This window comes from Levilactobacillus suantsaii, from assembly GCF_004115745.1.
GTDB classification, from domain to species: domain Bacteria; phylum Bacillota; class Bacilli; order Lactobacillales; family Lactobacillaceae; genus Levilactobacillus; species Levilactobacillus suantsaii.
The window spans coordinates 60,078-74,973 of record NZ_QXIL01000006.1 but is presented as its reverse complement, the minus strand read 5'-3'; the positions used below and the strand labels follow the sequence as shown (position 1 = coordinate 74,973).

At 52.4% G+C, this 14,896-nt stretch carries 14 protein-coding genes and 1 pseudogene; 8 read left to right on the top strand and 7 right to left on the bottom strand.

Annotation, left to right across the window (positions count from 1 at the left end):
- The first annotated feature begins 94 nt into the window (after nucleotides 1-94).
- Entirely contained in the window at nucleotides 95-1,666 is a 1,572-nt protein-coding gene (locus DXH47_RS04740; RefSeq protein WP_129032170.1) for an APC family permease, read from the top strand.
- A 115-nt stretch (nucleotides 1,667-1,781) separates the two neighbouring features.
- Here the strand turns inward: DXH47_RS04740 and DXH47_RS04735 are convergent, their stop codons facing one another.
- Nucleotides 1,782-2,228, bottom strand: a complete 447-nt coding sequence (locus tag DXH47_RS04735; protein WP_129032054.1) for a GNAT family N-acetyltransferase — start codon at nucleotides 2,226-2,228, stop codon at nucleotides 1,782-1,784.
- A gap of 203 nt (nucleotides 2,229-2,431) precedes the next feature.
- On the opposite strand from DXH47_RS04735, the gene DXH47_RS04730 reads away from it, so the two are divergent.
- Nucleotides 2,432-3,472 (top strand): lactonase family protein, encoded by a 1,041-nt coding sequence (locus tag DXH47_RS04730; RefSeq protein ID WP_129032052.1) that lies wholly within the window; start codon nucleotides 2,432-2,434, stop codon nucleotides 3,470-3,472.
- Between the two features lie 75 nt (nucleotides 3,473-3,547).
- On the opposite strand, the gene DXH47_RS04725 is transcribed toward DXH47_RS04730, so the two are convergent.
- Complete coding sequence (locus DXH47_RS04725; protein WP_129032050.1) at nucleotides 3,548-5,926, bottom strand: ATP-dependent DNA helicase; 2,379 nt, start codon at nucleotides 5,924-5,926, stop codon at nucleotides 3,548-3,550.
- A 135-nt stretch (nucleotides 5,927-6,061) separates the two neighbouring features.
- Between DXH47_RS04725 and DXH47_RS04720 the strand changes: the two genes are divergently transcribed.
- Nucleotides 6,062-6,325: a PTS sugar transporter gene (locus tag DXH47_RS04720; RefSeq protein ID WP_129032048.1), complete on the top strand. Its 264-nt coding sequence runs from the start codon at nucleotides 6,062-6,064 to the stop codon at nucleotides 6,323-6,325.
- Nucleotides 6,326-6,377: 52 nt separating this feature from the next.
- Nucleotides 6,378-6,584, top strand: a complete 207-nt coding sequence (locus DXH47_RS04715; RefSeq protein ID WP_129032046.1) for a hypothetical protein — start codon at nucleotides 6,378-6,380, stop codon at nucleotides 6,582-6,584.
- 75 nt (nucleotides 6,585-6,659) lie between these two features.
- Here the strand turns inward: DXH47_RS04715 and DXH47_RS04710 are convergent, their stop codons facing one another.
- The gene (locus DXH47_RS04710; RefSeq protein ID WP_129032044.1) at nucleotides 6,660-7,010 is read right to left on the bottom strand and encodes a hypothetical protein; all 351 of its coding nucleotides are present in this window, start codon (nucleotides 7,008-7,010) and stop codon (nucleotides 6,660-6,662) included.
- A 317-nt stretch (nucleotides 7,011-7,327) separates the two neighbouring features.
- On the opposite strand from DXH47_RS04710, the gene DXH47_RS04705 reads away from it, so the two are divergent.
- The 4 genes from DXH47_RS04705 to pstB all read left to right on the top strand — a co-directional run bounded on the left by DXH47_RS04705 (nucleotide 7,328) and on the right by pstB (nucleotide 10,945).
- The gene (locus DXH47_RS04705) at nucleotides 7,328-8,221 is read left to right on the top strand and encodes a phosphate ABC transporter substrate-binding protein PstS family protein (protein ID WP_129032042.1); all 894 of its coding nucleotides are present in this window, start codon (nucleotides 7,328-7,330) and stop codon (nucleotides 8,219-8,221) included.
- Between the two features lie 77 nt (nucleotides 8,222-8,298).
- The gene (gene pstC, locus DXH47_RS04700; RefSeq protein ID WP_129032040.1) at nucleotides 8,299-9,252 is read left to right on the top strand and encodes a phosphate ABC transporter permease subunit PstC; all 954 of its coding nucleotides are present in this window, start codon (nucleotides 8,299-8,301) and stop codon (nucleotides 9,250-9,252) included.
- Nucleotides 9,242-10,129: a phosphate ABC transporter permease PstA gene (gene pstA, locus DXH47_RS04695; protein ID WP_129032038.1), complete on the top strand. Its 888-nt coding sequence runs from the start codon at nucleotides 9,242-9,244 to the stop codon at nucleotides 10,127-10,129. Before pstC ends, pstA begins: the two co-directional genes overlap by 11 nt.
- 12 nt (nucleotides 10,130-10,141) lie before the next feature.
- Entirely contained in the window at nucleotides 10,142-10,945 is an 804-nt protein-coding gene (pstB, locus tag DXH47_RS04690) for a phosphate ABC transporter ATP-binding protein PstB (protein ID WP_129032036.1), read from the top strand.
- Between the two features lie 115 nt (nucleotides 10,946-11,060).
- Here the strand turns inward: pstB and DXH47_RS04685 are convergent.
- The 4 genes and pseudogenes from DXH47_RS04685 to DXH47_RS04670 form a co-directional block, all read right to left on the bottom strand.
- Nucleotides 11,061-12,117, bottom strand: a pseudogene (locus DXH47_RS04685) (ABC transporter substrate-binding protein).
- Nucleotides 12,114-12,914, bottom strand: coding sequence for an ABC transporter permease (locus DXH47_RS04680; protein ID WP_129032034.1), 801 nt, complete (start codon nucleotides 12,912-12,914; stop codon nucleotides 12,114-12,116). Before DXH47_RS04680 ends, DXH47_RS04685 begins: the two are co-directional and overlap by 4 nt.
- A complete protein-coding gene (locus DXH47_RS04675) occupies nucleotides 12,911-13,720 on the bottom strand; it encodes an ABC transporter permease (protein WP_129032032.1) in 810 nt (269 codons plus the stop codon). Before DXH47_RS04675 ends, DXH47_RS04680 begins: the two co-directional genes overlap by 4 nt.
- A complete protein-coding gene (locus DXH47_RS04670) occupies nucleotides 13,707-14,819 on the bottom strand; it encodes an ABC transporter ATP-binding protein (protein WP_129032030.1) in 1,113 nt (370 codons plus the stop codon). The genes DXH47_RS04675 and DXH47_RS04670 overlap by 14 nt, the downstream gene beginning before the upstream one ends.
- Nucleotides 14,820-14,896 lie beyond the last annotated feature (77 nt).

The following is a 14,896-nucleotide window of genomic DNA, read 5'->3' as shown; positions in this document are numbered from 1 at the left end:
ATTATGAGGGCCTTATCATTGCATTACTCGCTGACAGGAGTAAAATGGCACTAATCTGACGAAGGTGAGGAATTTTGGCTTGAAACAACGTAAAATGAGTCTATTTTCATTAGTCATGCTAACACTTAGTGCCATTATTGGCTCTGGTTGGCTGTTTGGTGCCGGAATGGCCGCCCAAATTGCCGGGCCAGCTGCGGTTCTATCTTGGGTGATCGGGGCCGTTGTGATTGGCTTGATTGCTTTGAACTACATTGAATTAGGAACCATGTTTCCGTCCAGTGGGGGGATGAGCCAGTACGCTGCCTTTTCCCACGGGCCCCTGTTAGGGTTCGTGGCGGCTTGGGCGAACTGGTTGTCACTGTTAACGATCATTCCCATTGAAGCTGTTGCCGCGGTTCAATACATGAGCTCGTGGCCATGGTCCTGGGCCAACTGGACCCGGGGCTTCCTAAGTGGTGGCAATATCACGAACTTGGGATTATTTATCGTGTTCTTGTTTATTTTGGCGTTTACGCTACTGAACTTCTGGTCGGTTAAGTTGATGACCCGGTTCACGAGTTTTATTTCGATTTTCAAATTAGGGATTCCGACGTTGACGATCATCGTTCTGTTTTTGACCGGTTTTGATTCGTCGAACTTTATGGCTCAGGGATGCTTCATGCCGAGTGGGACCGCGCCAATCTTCGCGGCCACGACCGCTGCCGGGATTATCTTCTCGTACAACGCGTTCCAGACGACCATTAACATGGGGAACGAAATTGACCACCCCGAAAAGAATATTTTCTGGGGAATTATCATTGCTTTTGCTATTAGTACGGTCATTTACACGTTGCTCCAAATCGTCTTTATCGGGACCGTTCCAGCGCACTCATTGATTCACGGCTGGTCTGGGGTTAACTTCCAGTCACCGTTCGCGGATATCGCGATTTTGCTGAACCTGGGGTGGCTATCCACGTTGCTCTACTTGGATGCGTTCGTGTCGCCATTCGGGACCGGGGTCTCATTCGTTGCCACGGCCAGTCGGGCCTTAGCCGCAATGGGGGCCGACAAGCATATGCCGACCCGGTTGGGTGAATTCAACCGGATGTACCAGACTCCTCGGCGGGCCATGGTGGCTGATATGGTCCTCGGGGTCTTATTGGTAGCTTGTTTCCGGAACTGGAGTGCGTTGTCCGATGTCATTTCAACGGCAACGTTGATTGCATATCTGACTGGTCCTATCACGGTCATTAGTTTGCGGCATCAGGCACCGGATTTCGTTCGGCCTTACCGGATGCCACACGCCAAATTGTGGGCGCCGTTATCCTACGCGTTGGCTAGTCTGGCAATTTACTGGGCCAAATGGCCGACGACCGTAGAGGTCTTCGGGGTCATTGCCCTGGGCTTGGTCTTCTACGTTTACTATGAAGTCCGTGAGCCTGCGGGGTGGCGGAAGATTCGTAACAGTCTCCGGGGAAGCCGTTGGCTGTTATTCGAAATGATTTGGCTGACCCTAATGTCTCTCATGGGAAGTCATGAATTTAGTGGTTTGGGTTGGATCCCTTATCCACTGGATTTCGTGGCGGTTGCCGCCGGAAGTTTGGTTTGTTACGCATTGGGGTTACACGATGCTTACCGGAGTGATTCCATGGACTTAGCGGTCGACTTAAATGAACGGGTCTCGTAAGTTTCATCAGGAAAGTTAAATCAGCAAACTAACTTAATTCACTTTGAAACCAAACTAAAGAGCTCATCAACCAGTGTTCAACTGGCTGATGAGCTCTTTTTAGGTCGTCATAGAATTAAAGTTTTAAGCGCCACTGGTGGTTCTGACGAGGGGTGAAGCCTAACGTCGTCAAGACCGTGGTATCGAGGTCGTGATCGTCGAGCAACGTTAAGGTGGTGAATTCCAATTCGGATTGGGCGAATTTCACCAACCGGGTCAAGATTTCTTGTTGTTCACTGCTGGGTAACTGAGGGGCGGTCAGATAAACGTCGCCGCGGTGGCCGGGTAAATCGATAGCTTGAAAGCCGCCCCAGCCCACCAGTTTGCGGGTAGCGCGGCGCTCGATGCCCCAGGTCAAGGCCTGACGGCTCATGGTTTGGCGCATGACGGTATTCAACCAATCGGCAGTTTCGGCTAAGCCTTGATGGGTCAAGGTCGCCACGTGTTTCAGACGAAATTGAGTCAGCCAATCAAACCGAAACGTGGGCGTCATTAAGGGATGGTAGCCTTCAAAACTAGACATAGTACAGGAGTCCTTTCTGCGATAAGACTGGTAAGCTATCGAGGAGATTGCCCCGGTCAACCAGTAAGTTAAGTCTATTTTACCGGTTCTATGCAGGAAGTACCAGTCAGGACTTTGGCGACGAAAAGGGCCCCTCTAGCAGGTTCGTTTAGGAGCTGTGCTATACTTAAAGAGGATACAGATAAGTTGAAAGGGGTAACAGTATGACTGAAGAGTTTTACATTGGGACTTATACCAAACGCATTAGTCGTGGAATTTATCAGGTCAGCGTCGATTCAGACGCGGCTGAAGTGACGAAGTGCGAATGGTTGGCATCTGCCGGCAGCCCAACTTACATTGCGAAGTCGAAGGCCCACCGCCTGTACGTCATCAACAAAAAGGAAAGCGATGGTCAGACCCAGGGTGGTTTGATCATCTATGACATGACGGATAAGAAGCCGCGGGCGATTCAACAAGTCTTAACACCGGGGTCGTCACCGGCTTACGTGTCTGTCGATGAGGATCGGCAATTGGTCTATACGGCCAACTACCACACTGCTGAAGTGACGGTCTACAAGATTGCCGAGGATGGGGCTTTGACCGTGGCTGACGAAGTGACCGATACGGATCCCGTGGGTCCTGCGCCAGAGCAGGCCGATGGGCCGCACCCGCACTACGCCGACTTGACGCCGGATAAGCGCTTAGTTGTGTGTGACTTGGGGACGGACCGGGTCTACCTCTATGATGTCTCGGATGCCGGGAAGCTATCAGCTGTAAGTCACCTCGACTTGCCGGCTGGCTTTGGTCCGCGGCACATCGTTTTCGATGCTACCAAGGGCGTGGCTTATCTGGTGGGCGAACTGAGCAGTAACGTGGCCACGTTGACCTACGACGAAAAGGCGGGTCAATTAGCCGTTAAGCAGATCACCCATGTGATTCCTGATGACTGGACCGCCCACAACGGTTCAGCCGCCATTCGGTTAAGTGGTGATGGTCGTTTCGTCTACGTTTCCAACCGGGGCAATAACTCGATCACGGTCTTGCAGACGGCCGACGATGGGACGTTGACCGAGATTCAACGCATCGCCACGGAAGGGGACTTCCCCCGCGACTTCAACTGGACGGCTGACGAAAGCTTAGTCTTAGTAGTTCACCAAAACTCCGACAACGCTTCGTTGTTTAAGCGCGATGCCGCGACTGGGAAACTGACCTTGGCCCAAAAGGACTTTATGGTTCCCGAAGGCGTCAGCGTGTTACCCGCTTAAGTAATTGATTAAAAGTGAAATTAATTAAAAATTGCGTACCCACACCGATTGGGTGGGGACGCAATTTTTGTGTACTTAGGATTCCCCGGACAACGGGTTGGTCACGCCGGCCCAAAATTGTTGGAGTGCCGGTTGCAATTGTTCGGGACGAAACAGGCGCTGGTAGTGTTGCCAATGCTGCGGGTAAAGTGACGTGTAACGGGTGGTGGCGAAACGTTGGTCCATCAGCAAGACGACACCGACGTCTTTAGCCCCGCGAATCAGGCGTCCAGCGGCTTGAAAGACGTTGTTCACCCCAGGCAATTGGTAGGCAAAGGCAAAGCCGGGTTGCCCTTGCTGGTCGAAATAGTCGCGAATCAGGTCGTTTTCGGGGCTGATTCCAGGAAGCCCCACGCTAACGATACCGACACCACTTAGCCGGTCAGCTTGCAAGTCGATTCCCTCGGCGAAGATGCCTCCCAGGAGCGCAAAGCCAACTAAGGTTTGGTTAGGATGCGGTTGAAAGGCCGCTAAGAAATCATGCCGTGCCGCTTCGGTCATCTGCGCTTCCTGGGCGATCGTTGCAACTTGCGGATAGGCCAGGCTAAAGGCTTGTTTAACCGTCAGGAGATAACTGTACGACGGCAAAAAAATCAGGTAGTTACCCTGATGACTGTCGATCATGGTTTTGATAGCTAACAGGATATTGGCCAGGTTAGCTTGGCGTTGCTTGTAAGTCGTTTGGATGTAATTGGTAATGAACAATCCCTGGTGGTGCGGATCAAAAGGCGACTCGAGGCGGTAAGCTAGGCTCTTGGGGCCGCCCCCTAGGACGGTCTGGTAGTAATCAAGCGGGGAGAGCGTGGCGGAAAAAAGCACGGCGCCATGGCCCAATGCCAGACTGTCAGCCAAAAAGGCACTGGGGTCCAAGCAGAGTTGTTTCAAAGTGATGCCGGTGTGGTCCACCGTCAAACGCATCCGGTAGGTGTCGTCATAATATTCCCCGATACGTTGGTAGCTGATGGCCGTAAAGTAGAAGTCCAAAATCGCCTGGGTAAACGGCGTTTGGGCTTGGTCAGCCAGCCAATCGTGGATGGCTTCGATGAGCCGACTAAGATCGTGGTTGAAGGCTTCCGGCGGCGTCAGAAAGGTGGTGTCGGTCTGGCGACTTTCCCGCAGCGGCGCGCTGACGTCATCGAAGGTGGCCCGGAGATCTTGCAGGCGCCGGCGTAGCTTAGGAGTGGCCTGAGTCGCGTCACGACTGCTGTCGATTAGCGCGTCGAGTGGCGCACTGCTGATGGCTGCCGAGTACATATCGCGGGAGCGGTCCACCAAATTATGGGCTTCATCGATCAAAAAGAAGTTTTCGGGGTCGGCCGTGGCGAAGAACCGCTGAAGGTGGACTTGCGGGTCGAACAGATAGTTGTAGTCCCCGATGACCACGTCGCAAAGGAGACTAGCGTCCAATTGAAATTCAAACGGATCGAGCGTATGTTTGCGCGCATAGCGTTCGATGACGGGCCGAGTCAGTTGGTCGTTGTGTTGAATCAAGTCGAGTAACGCCGGTTTGAGGCGGTCGTAGTAACCCAACATGAACGGGTTGTTTTCGGGCAACAGGTTCTCTTCTTCGGGAAATTGAATCTTGGCCTTGGCCGTGAGGGTGATGCTCTTGAGCTTGAGTCCCTTAGTCGCCATTAAGTCGAGGGCTTCTTCGGCCACGCGTCGGGTACTTTGCTTGGCCGTCAGGTAAAAGATGCGTTGGATGACGCCTTCGCCGATGGCTTTAATGGTGGGAAACAGGGTCGAAATGGTCTTGCCCGTCCCGGTCGGCGCTTCGGCAAAAAGCCGTTGGTGACTGAGAATCGTTTTGTAAACGGCTACGGCTAATTCGCGTTGGCCCGGACGGTACTGCCCGTATGGAAAGGTCAAACTTTGAATCGTGGGGTCACGGCGGGCCCTTAATTCGGCCTTGAGGGTCAACCAGGCCACGTAGTCATCGATGACTTGCTGGAAGAAGGCCTTGGCACTCTCCGGGTCGATGGTCTGGGTGGTCTGAGTCACCTGGTCTGTGTCGGTCTGGTAGTAAGTCAAAGTCAGGGTAAGTTCGGTGAGCTTGGGTAGTTGGCAAAAGAGCAGGTGCGCGTAAAGCTTGATTTGCCCCCAGTACAACGTCAACGTATTGGCACTCAGTTGGTCAAACGGGGTGTCTGAAGTTTTGATTTCTTCGATTTCGGCCGTGGTGTCGTGCAGGGTGACCCCGTCGGCCCTGCCGTGGAGGAGATAGTCGTGGTGGACCAGTGTGAGGGGGAGATCCAGATAATATTCTTTTTGATAGTCGTTGCCGCGCTGTTTTTGGAGCCGCCGGTGAATCTGGGCACCGAGTAAAGCGGTATTCTGACTGTTCGTGGTGGTCCCGAGATCGCCGGTTCGTAAGGTGAACTCGACTAAGTCGCGCACCCCAAGTTTGATTGGCATGTTGCGTTTCTCCGTTTCTCAGCCCCATCATACCATACTTTTTTGAACGCACGTTCGCCGTCATTTTGACGCGAGCGTGTAAAGGGGGTTGGCTTCACTTGTGAAATCGCTTACAATAAAGATGAGGTGATTACTATGAAGACAATTGGACTCCCATTATACCCGACGATTCCAGCGACAGACGAAGCCCCCATTTTGCAAAAAGTCTGTCAAAAGTACACGGGTAATGTTATGATTCGTATTCGGGATATCGAACTTGATCCCCGCAAACAGCCGGGCATTGCGGAACTTAGCAATCACGGTGGTGAATTCATGCAAATCGTGGCGGAGGGGCCCGATGAAGGGGACCTGGCTGCGGCCATTCACCAGCAACTCGCTAAAGATAAGTATTGTTATTGACCTTGACGCGCCCACCCGCTTTGATTAAGCTCAAATCAGGGGGCGTTTTGTGATGAACGAACAGCAAGTCGACCGGCTCTGTACGGTGGTGGCGCCCAAGTATGGGTTGACCCTGACTCATGAGGGGACGATGATCACGACGGTGGACGGCGAACCAACCAGTTTTGAAGCCGCTCAATACATGCCGGACCAGTTTATCGATTTTTTGACCAAGATTATTGCTACTAAAATGAAGGCTGACCTGTGGAATTGGCAGTAGGTCATTGAGTCCACGATGTAGTCCAAACTAAAAGAGATCCGGAAAGCTTTGTTTTCCGGGTCTCTTTTAGTTTAGTTAAGCTTCTTCCCATTTGTTAAACTCGTTGGGATGGCTACCAAGGTACGCAATTGCTTCTTTCGTCAGTTCCGTGCTGGCGGCCTTTACGTCGTTGGATTCTTCGACGGCGTTGACGTTGTCTTTATCTCGTAAAAATCCCGTGGCGACCTCTTCGTACTTGGTACGCCGGCCGACCCCCTCATCCTTGAATAAGTCATCTAAACCGGTCAAATCAGGTTGTCCGGCTGCCGCGACTTGTTGGGCGAGGTTAGCTTGTTGGCCTAATTTACCAGCAGCGTAATCCATCAAGAAATCGTTCATGTCGACGATAATAGCGTGCCGTGCCCGTTTTTCATCCTTTTTTGCCACTTCGAATCACCTCTTAGTCTTAATTTTAGCCATTTTTGCGCGGGGACGCAATTGTTCCACCACTCCGGCGGTAATCGGGGTAAAATCCTGGTCGAACGCCCCCTAAATGATGGCACGGTACCCTGTTTTACCGGCATTCGCGGGCAATTTTGCGTAAAACGCTCAACATTTACTCAAAATTTACATGATTGCGACAATTACTATATATTCGTCGCTTAAAATTAGTTTTGTAAGTTAAGGGGAGGCGTCACGGAGTTCGTTGCCTGACTTACAAAGTTGACGTACCGACTATATCTAATAGACATGGAGTGACAGGGATGAATAAAGGAACGAAGTTAGCAATGGGATTTGCAACGATCAGCTTATTGTTGGTTGGCTGTGGTAAAGCCACGAGCTCAACGAGTAGCAGTAAGTCCAGTAGTGCAGCACTTTCTGGTAAGGTAACGGCAGTAGGGTCAACGGCGTTACAACCATTAGCAGCCAAGGCCGGCGCTAACTTTCAATCGAAGCATAGCAAGGTTAACTTGACGGTGCAAGGCGGTGGGTCCGGAACTGGTTTGAGCCAGGTTCAATCCGGTGCCGTTTCAATCGGGGACTCTGATATCTTCGCGGAAGAAAAGCAGGGGATTGACGCTAGCAAGTTGACTGACCACAAGGTGGCCGTTGTGGGGATGGGCCCCGTCGTCAACAAGGATGCCGGTGTGAAGAACTTGAAGATGTCACAACTGAAGAAGATCTTTACGGGTAAGATTACGAACTGGAAGATGGTCGGTGGTAAGGATCAAAAGATCGTCATCATTAACCGGGCACAGGGCTCTGGGACCCGGGCAACCTTTGAAAATGCTGTCTTGAAAGGAAAGACCGCCGTTAAGTCACAAGAACAAGACTCTAATGGTGCCGTTCAAAAGATTGTCGCAACGACGCCAGGGGCTGTGAGTTACTTAGCCTTCTCCTACTACACGAACAAAGTTCAGGCACTTTCCATCAATAACGTTGCCCCAACCGACAACAACGTGGAAAACAACAAGTGGAAGATCTGGTCTTACGAACACATGTACACTAAGGGCAAGCCTAACGCAACCACGGCAGCGTTCTTAAGCTACATGACGTCGAAGGACGTCCAAAACAGTTTGGTCAAAGACATGGGTTACATTAGTATTCATGACATGCAAGTCACCAAGGATGCTAAGGGCGTCGTGACGTCTAAATAATCCAGCTTAAGGTGAATGGTCGGGTGAAGGTGCAGACGTCAAACGCACCTTCACCTTTTTTAAAGGAGAGTTATCTTATGGAGCAAACAAATTCGAGTTTTAAGCAGGAGAAGACCCAGACGAAGGATTGGGCGTACACTCTGCATCACGCGACCCGGGCAACCCATGAAGACTGGTTAGGCCGGAGCATTAGTTACACGTGTATCGGAATTATTATCTTGGTCGTGGCGTCAATGTTATGGTTCATCACGTCGAAAGGGATTGCCACGTTTACGCAGAACCACGTCAACGTTTGGCAATTCTTAAGTGGGACCAACTGGGCCCCTGACCAAGGTAAAATCGGGGCTTTACCCATGATTGTCGGATCGTTTGCAGTGACTTTTGCCGCTGCATTAGTCGCGACACCTTTCGCGATTGGGACGGCCATCTTTATGACCGAGATTGCCCCGAAACGCGGGCGGAAGTTCTTACAACCGGTGATTGAACTGCTAGTTGGGATTCCTTCCGTGGTGTACGGGTTCATCGGTCTGGCCGTAGTCGTGCCGTTTATGCGGCACCTAGTCGGTGGTTCCGGTTTCGGGATTATCTCGGCGACCTTCGTGCTGTTCGTCATGGTCTTACCGACGATTACGACGATGACCGTCGATAGCTTACGAGCCGTACCACGCTTCTACAAGGAAGCTTCGTTGGCCTTAGGGGCGACGCGGTGGCAAACGGTCTCGCGGGTCATCTTACGGGCCGCGACGCCCGGAATCTTGACCGCGATTATCTTCGGAATGGCGCGGGCATTTGGTGAAGCTCTAGCCGTCCAAATGGTCATCGGTAACGCGGCCATCATGCCCAAGAACCTGGTTTCACCAGCTGCAACGTTGACCAGTCAATTGACGACGGGAATTGGGGACACTATCGACGGGACCCTGCCTAACAACGCTTTATGGTCACTAGCACTGATTCTGTTACTGATGTCACTGTTCTTCAACGCCTTAGTGCGGGTCATTGCAAAGAGGGGGCAACTGAGTCATGAACGCTAAACGGAAAGACTTATTGGCAACGATTATTATCGACGTGATCGTGGCAACGGTCGTCGGTATTCTGGCCTTCCTACTGGCCTACATCTTAATTTCAGGATTGCCGCACGTGAGCTGGTTATTTCTGACCGGATCCGCGGATTCCTTTAGTGGGGCGGGAGGTATCGGTATCCAACTGTTCAATTCCTTCTACCTGCTGATTTTAACCATGCTGATTTCAATTCCTATTTCGCTGGGAGCCGGGATTTATCTGGCCGAATACGCGAAGGATAATTGGCGGACGCGTTTGATTCGTTCTGCCATTGAAGTCTTGAGTTCACTGCCATCCGTGGTTGTAGGGCTGTTCGGTTTCCTACTCTTCGTGGTGAAATTCAAGATTGGCTTTTCGGTCATTTCGGGGGCGATTGCCTTGACGTTCTTTAACTTACCATTATTGACGCGGAACATCGAAGAGTCCTTGAGCGCCGTTTCCCGGAGTCAACGGGAAGCGGGCTTATCGTTAGGGTTGTCGAAGTGGAAGACTGAGATTGGCATCATCTTGCCCGTAGCCTTACCCGGCATCGTGACCGGGATTGTGTTGAGTGCCGGGCGGGTCTTCGGGGAAGCCGCTGTGCTGATTTACACGGCCGGTCAAAGTGCCCCGGTCACGAACTTCAGTGACTGGAACCCGATGGACGCAGCCAGTCCGTTGAACCCGTTTCGACCCGCTGAAACATTAGCGGTCCACATCTGGAAGGTCAATACGGAAGGTCTCGCTACTAACGCCGCGCAGTTATCAGCGGCGGCGTCGGCCGTCTTGATTATTGCGGTGCTGTTGTTCAACTTGTTTGCGCGGGTGTTAGGGAACTACCTATATCGGCGCGTCACGGCCAGTAAATAGGGAGGTCAGCTGATGCTAAAAAATTATTCTTTTGAGAAAACGGCGGTTCAGACGTTTGATGAGCATACGACGTTGGCCATGAAGACCGAAAACATGCAAGTGTTTTACGGCAGTAACCACGCGATGCACGATGCCAGTCTGGCTTTTCCGAAGAACCAGATTACGGCGTTGATTGGCGCTTCGGGGTCTGGGAAGTCCACCTACTTACGGTCGTTGAACCGGATGAACGATACGATTGCCACGGTGACAGGTAAGATTTGGTACCACGGGGTGGATATCAACCAGCCAAATGTTAACATCTATGAAATTCGGCGGCACATCGGGATGGTCTTCCAACGGCCCAACCCGTTCGCCAAATCGATTCGGGAAAACATCATCTACGCTTTACGAGCGACGGGGGTCAAGAATAAAAAGGTCCTCGATGAGCGGGTCGAACAGAGTTTGCAAGGGGCGGCTTTATGGGATGAAGTTAAGGACTCATTAGATAAGAGCGCCTTGGCGTTGTCTGGGGGGCAACAACAGCGACTGTGTATTGCGCGGTCACTGGCCATGTCCCCGGACGTCCTGCTCTTGGACGAACCGTGTAGCGCGTTAGATCCCATCTCCACGGTAAAGGTCGAAGAGACCCTTCTGGAGTTGCAGAAGAAGTACACGATTATCATCGTGACGCACAATATGCAACAAGCGGCCCGAATCAGTAGCCAGTGTGCGTTCTTCCACCTGGGTCACGTGATGGAATACTCACCGACGACCACGATGTTTAGTACCCCGCAAATTCAAGTCACCCAAGACTACGTTTCCGGAAGTTTCGGTTAAACAAACGATAATTCAAACCCAGCGACTCGTGCCTGCCGGAGATTCGGCGTGGTAACGGGTCTTTTTGTTTGAGCTAAAACGACCAGCACCCCTTGCGGAGGCTGGTCGTTTGGCGTTAATGGTGCATTTTAAATTCGAGATAACGGTCGTTATACAGTTGGACGGTTGCGGTAGACTTGCAGATGGCGAATCGTTGCGTCATCAGGATAGAACTGGCGGTCATTGCGCACGCTTCTTGGTAACAGCGCCTTAGCTTTGGCGTTGGGGGTGGCGTAACCGATGTATTCGGCGTTTTGGGCGGCGTTTTCCGGTCGATTCATGAAGTTCAAGAAGGCGTAAATGGCTTGATAGTGCTGGGCGGATTTCGGAATGACCAGGTTGTCGAACCACAAGTTACTGCCTTCTTTAGGCACTACGTAGTGCAGGTGGCTGTTGGACGCCAGCATCTCGGCGGCTTCTCCGGACCAGTCCACCGCAATGGCGGCTTCGTCTTGAATCATGTACATTTTGATTTCATCGGCGACGATGGCTTTGACGTTGGGACTGAGTTGGTCGAGCCGGTGGGTGGCCGCTAGTAGGGTCTGCGGGTTCGTGGTGTTCATGGATTCCCCCCGTTCGACCAAGGCCATGCCCAGGATATCCCGGGCGGAATCGACCAGCATGATCTGGTGGCGGTACTTAGGTGACCAGAGTTGGGACCAGTGAGTCAGCGTCCCCGGGCGAATATAGCGGTCGTTATAAATGATGCCCAAGGTACCCCAGAAATACGGAATCGAGTAGCGGTTGTGGCGGTCAAAGGACTGATTTAAAAAGCGCGGGTCGTAGTTTTGCATGCCGGTCAACCGGTGCCGGTCGATAGGTTGGAGTAAGTGGGCCTGTTTGAGCTTGCTGACCATGTAGTCACTGGGGACCGTCAAATCGTAGTGGGTTCCCCCTTGCTTGAGTTTGGTGAACATCGCTTCGTTGCTGTCGAAGGTCTCGACGTTGACGTGGTAACCCGTTTCGCGTTGAAACTTACTCAGTAGAGACGGATCGATATAATCCCCCCAGTTGTAGAGGTTGAGGACTTTACTGCCGGAATCACCACTTGAACGTTGTAGACGATTGCCAGTGTAGGCTAACAGCCCACAGATGGCTAATAAGCCGATGACGAGACTGATTAAACGTTTCATTGGGCCGCCTCCTGACTCCGTTGCCGGCGTTTCGCGTTGCCCTGTTGTAGGAGGTAGTAGCCGCCCACTAGTAGAAGCGAGAAGATGAACATGACACCAGACAGCGCGTTGATTTCCAGGTTGATCCCTTGCCGAGCCCGAGAGTAGATTTCCACGGACAGGGTCGAAAAGCCGTTACCGGTCACGAAGAAGGTCACCGCAAAGTCATCGAGGGAGTAGGTCAAAGCCATGAAGAAGCCCGCCATGATGCCCGGAGTGATGAACGGAATGATGATTTTGTTGAGTTGTTGACGGGTGGTCGCGCCGAGATCGGCTGCGGCACAGAGAAGTGAAGGCGACATCTCCCGTAGGCGGGGCAGAATCATCAAGACCACGATGGGGATCTCGAAGGCGATATGACTGAGTAACACCGAGGTGAAGCCTAACGGGACTTTCAAAGTGGTGAAAAAGATTAAGAAACTGGCCCCGATAATGACGTCCGGGGAAACCATCAGAATATTGTTTAAGCTCAACAAGACATCGCGGGTAACCCGTTTAGACGTGCGGTGAATGCTCAACGCACCTAACGTGCCAATCAAGGTCGCAATCAGCGAAGACAGCAGGGCAACCAGTAGTGTATCGGCCACGATGGCTAGCATCCGTGGGTCGGCAAAGAGGTCACGGTAATGTTGCCAGGTAAACCCGTGGTAGTTGGTCATAGTCGTGCCCTGGCTAAAGGAATAAGCAATCAGGTAGAGAATGGGCAGGTACAGGACGATGAACACCAAAACCAGATAAACGCGTGAGAGCTTTTTCATTGTGAAGACCTCCCCGAATGATCGTTAGTCAGTTGCATCACGATGATCATGGCCACGATGAGGACGACCCCAATCGTCGAGCCCATCCCCCAGTTCATGGTGGTCAAGAAATGTTCTTCAATGGCGGTTCCCAGTGTGATGACCTTGTTGCCCCCAATCAGACGGGTCAACATGAAGAGGGACAGTGAAGGGATGAAAACGGCCTGTACACCCGCCTTCACACCGGGGAGAGTCAGCGGGAAAATCACCCGGTAAAAAGTTTGCCAACGGGTTGCGCCTAAATCTAAGCTGGCATTGATGTAGGCCGGATTTAGATCGGCCAGCGAATTATAGATGGGTAAAATCATAAACGGAATTTGAATGTAGGTCGCGACAAAGATAAAGCTGGCGTTGGTGAACAGTAACTGCTGGGGGCCGATACCGATGAAGCGTAAAAAGCTGTTGGCCACACCGTCTTGACTGAAGATGCCGATAAAGGCGTAGGCTTTGAGTAAAATATTGATCCAGGTGGGGAGGATAACCAGCAGAAGCCAGAATTGGCGGTGCTTCAACTGGCGCAGGACGTAGGCCGTGGGGTAGCTGATGAGCCCGGTGAAGAGGGTGATCAGAAAAGCGTACCAGACAGAATTCAACGTCATTTTGAGGTAGACCCCGGATTGAAAGTAAGTGGCGTAGTTCGCCAAGGTCACGTGATGGTCCAGGCTGAAAAAGGATTGGTAGACGATCAACGCAACGGGCGCAATTACGAAAAGTCCTAACCAGAGACCGTAGGGGATGAAGTACCCACAAGTTTTACGCTTCGTCATGAGCCGTCCCCTCCACTTCTTCATAGGTTTCCAAGCGTGCTTCGAAGTCGGCCTCCCGTTCGTGAAGGCGCATGACGTGGAGGTCGTCCGGTTGGAAAGTGAGGCCGACCTGCTGGCCCTCGACGGTGGCACGGACCGAATGGATTAGCCAGGAATGGCCCTGGTCATCGGTCGCGCCAATCTCGTAGTAGTCGCCGCGGAAGAGTTGGTTATCGATGGTCACCTTGAGCTTGGCGTGGTCGAGGTCGGTCAGCGTCAGGTCCTCGGGCCGAATGACGATTTCGATGGGTTCATTAGAGGGGATGCCCGCGTCGACGCATTCAAAGGTGCGATTATCGAAGCTGACCTGGTAATCGGCCACCATGTGACCGGGCAAAATATTGCTTTCACCGATAAAATCGGCGACAAAGTGGTTGACCGGTTCGTTGTAGATGGCGACGGGCGAGCCACTTTGGAGGATCTCGCCGGCGTTCATCACGAAGATATCGTCACTCATAGCCAAGGCCTCTTCTTGGTCGTGGGTTACGAATAAAAAGGTGATGCCTAAGCGTTGTTGCAGGTCGCGTAATTCGTATTGCATGGCCCGGCGGAGTTTAGCATCGAGAGCTGAGAGGGGTTCGTCGAGCAACAGAACCCGGGGCTGCATCACGATGGCGCGAGCAATGGCGACCCGTTGTTGTTGCCCGCCAGACAGGGCACTGATGGCCCGGTTGCCGTAGTCGCTGAGGCGGACTAGTTTCAGGGCTTTGGCGACCTCGTCGTCACGTTTGTCGGCGGGCATCTTCTTGATGGTCAACCCAAAGGCCACGTTTTGGGCCACCGTCATGTTAGGGAAGAGGGCGTAGTCTTGGAAGACCGTGTTGACGTTGCGCCGGTTGGCGGGCAGGTCGTTGACCCGTTTCCCGTCGAAGAAGATGTCGCCCGCCGTAACCTGGTCGAAACCGCCGATAGCTCGCAGAATGGTGGTCTTACCGCATCCCGAAGGCCCCAGCAACGTGTAGAACTTTCCTGATTCCAGGGCCAGACTCACGTCCTTTAAAATGGTGTGGGTCCCGTACCGTTGCGTGACGTGACGTAGTTCGATCATGGGTTGAGTCATGAGAAACCCTCCTTTAGCAAAATTGGCAAGTGGGCCAACCAAAGTGACATAGTGATGGCAGATGGTGGTGGCCATCG